Consider the following 2,323-nt stretch of genomic DNA (forward strand, 5'->3'; position numbering starts at 1 on the left):
GGGCCTTATCGTCGGCAGCGGCAGAGGTGTATAAGAGACAGATCTGGAGCAGTTTGCCGCGTTGCGCACCGCTGAGGGGGTGGCCGCGCTCGACGCGGCGGCTCGGGTGGCCGGCGGTGATCCGCTGAGCGCGGCGGCTGCGCTGCGCTCGGCCGGGGTGCCGGCCGGATTGGCGGCGACCGCGCTGACCCAGGCGGAGCTGCGTCGCCGGGCGGCCGGCAAGTTCGGGGCGGCGGCGGAGACCATGTTCTTCACCCGGCCGGGCCTGGAGCAGGCCACCAGGATGGTCGTCGCGCAGCGCCGCGCCCGACGGCTGCGGGCCGCCGGAGTGACCACGCTGGCCGACCTGGGTTGCGGGCTGGGTGCCGACGCGCTCGCCGTCGCCCGCGAGGGCATCCGGGTGTACGCGGTAGAGGCCGATCCGCTCACCGCCGCGCTGGCCCAGGCGAACGCAGCGGCCGCCGGGCTGGCCGACCTCGTCACCGTCGACTGTGGCGACGCCACCGCGTTCGAGGTGACTCGGGTCGAGGCGGTGTTCTGTGACCCGGCCCGCCGTCGGGCCGGCACCGGCCGCCGGATCTTCGACCCGAACGCGTACTCGCCGCCGTGGGACTTCATCACCGGGCTGATCGAGCGGGTGCCGTACACGGTGGTGAAGGTGGCCCCGGGCCTCGACCATGCCCTGATCCCGGCCGGCGCCGAGGCCGAGTGGGTCAGCGTCGGCGGCGACCTGGTCGAGGCGACCCTCTGGTGCGGCCCCCTCGCCGAGCACCCCCGCCGCGCAACCATCGTGAAGGAGGGGCCCCCTGTTAACGCCTCCGGTAGTAAAGGGGCCCCCTCTTATCACTTCTCCGGCAGCCCGGCCGCCGACAGCCCGGCCGCCGACAGCCCAGCCGTGCACCAGCTCACCGGCCCGGGGACGGCGGAGGCTCCGGTCGGGCCGGTGCGCCGCTTCGTGTACGACCCGGATCCGGCAGTGGTCCGCGCCCACCTGGTCGCCGAGCTGGCCGCCGATCTGGACGCCACGTTGGCCGACCCGACAATCGCGTACCTCTACGCCGACGACGCGACACCCACGCCGTACGCCCGCTGCCTGGAGGTGACCGACGTGCTGCCGTTCTCGCTGAAGCGGCTGCGCGTGTTGCTGCGGGAGCGACGCGTCGGCCGGGTGGAGATCCTCAAGCGCGGCTCCGCGCTGGAACCCGAACGCCTCCGGCGCGACCTGCGACTGTCCGGCGACCAACCGGCCAGCCTGGTGCTGACCCGGGTCGCCGGAGCCCCCACCGTGCTGATCTGCCAGCCGGCATCGTGACCACAGCGGCCGGCACGGGTGATGGCGGCGACTTGGCGTGACGGGGTGAGAGGTGGCGCGGGTTGCGGAATGTTGGAGTGTTCGGCCTCGGTGGGTGACCCCGAGTCGCGGGATATCGGGGCATCCGGCCTGGTGGGTCTCCCCGGGTGCGGTATGTGGGGGCATCCAGCTCGGTTGAGGGCCCGGGTTGCGGTGTCTTGCGCGACCACGCCGACCAGGTGCGGGAGTGCACACCTGACGATCTATCGCCGAGGTACCGGACCGGCGACAGCACGACCGACAGCGACAGCACGACCGGAAGCGACAGCACGACCGACAGCGACAGCAGGGCCGACGGGGCGGCTGGTGTCTGACCGGGGCGCCGGGAGGTGCGTGGACCCGCTGCCGGAAGTCGCTGGCCGCAGGGACGTACCGGAACTAGGTTGACCAGCATGGCGGGACGTAGCACCCCGGCGATCACGCTGCTTGCGCAGCGCAGGATCACCCATCGCACCCACCCGTACGACGTCCCGGCGGAGACACCGAACTACGGCGCGGTGGTCGCCGCCGCGCTGGGGGTGGCACCGGAGCGGGTCTTCAAGACCCTGGTGGCCGAGGTCGACGGAGTGTTGACTGTGGCGGTGGTGCCGGTCACCGGCGAACTGGACCTCAAGGCCCTGGCTGCGGCGGCGGGCGGTAAGCGGGCCACGCTGGCCGAGCGTGTGACGGCCGAGCGCGCCACCGGATACGTACGCGGGGGGATCAGCCCACTCGGCCAGCGTAAGCGCCTGCTGACCGTGATCGACGTCTCCGCTCTCGATCACTCCACGGTGTACGTGTCGGCGGGTCGGCGTGGGCTCCAGGTGGAGCTGGAGCCGGCGGATCTGGTCGCGTTGACCGACGCCCGCACCGCTCGCCTAGCCACCGCCTGACCGCGCGGCACACCGCGCCACCGCGGGCCGCGCCACCGCCCGCCACCGCGCCACCACCCGCCACCGCGGGCCGCCGCGCCACCGCCCGCCGCAGCGCCAC

At 73.5% G+C, this 2,323-nt stretch carries 2 protein-coding genes; both read left to right on the top strand.

Annotation, left to right across the window (positions count from 1 at the left end; genetic code table 11):
• Window positions 1-61: 61 nt before the first annotated feature.
• A complete protein-coding gene (locus tag C1I93_RS30190) occupies window positions 62-1,312 on the top strand; it encodes a class I SAM-dependent methyltransferase (RefSeq protein ID WP_438819600.1) in 1,251 nt (416 codons plus the stop codon).
• A 431-nt stretch (window positions 1,313-1,743) separates the two neighbouring features.
• Window positions 1,744-2,223, top strand: a complete 480-nt coding sequence (gene ybaK / locus C1I93_RS30195; protein WP_111246636.1) for a Cys-tRNA(Pro) deacylase — start codon at window positions 1,744-1,746, stop codon at window positions 2,221-2,223.
• The last annotated feature ends 100 nt before the right edge of the window (window positions 2,224-2,323 follow it).

This window comes from Micromonospora endophytica, assembly GCF_003236305.1.
Lineage (GTDB): Bacteria > Actinomycetota > Actinomycetes > Mycobacteriales > Micromonosporaceae > Micromonospora > Micromonospora endophytica.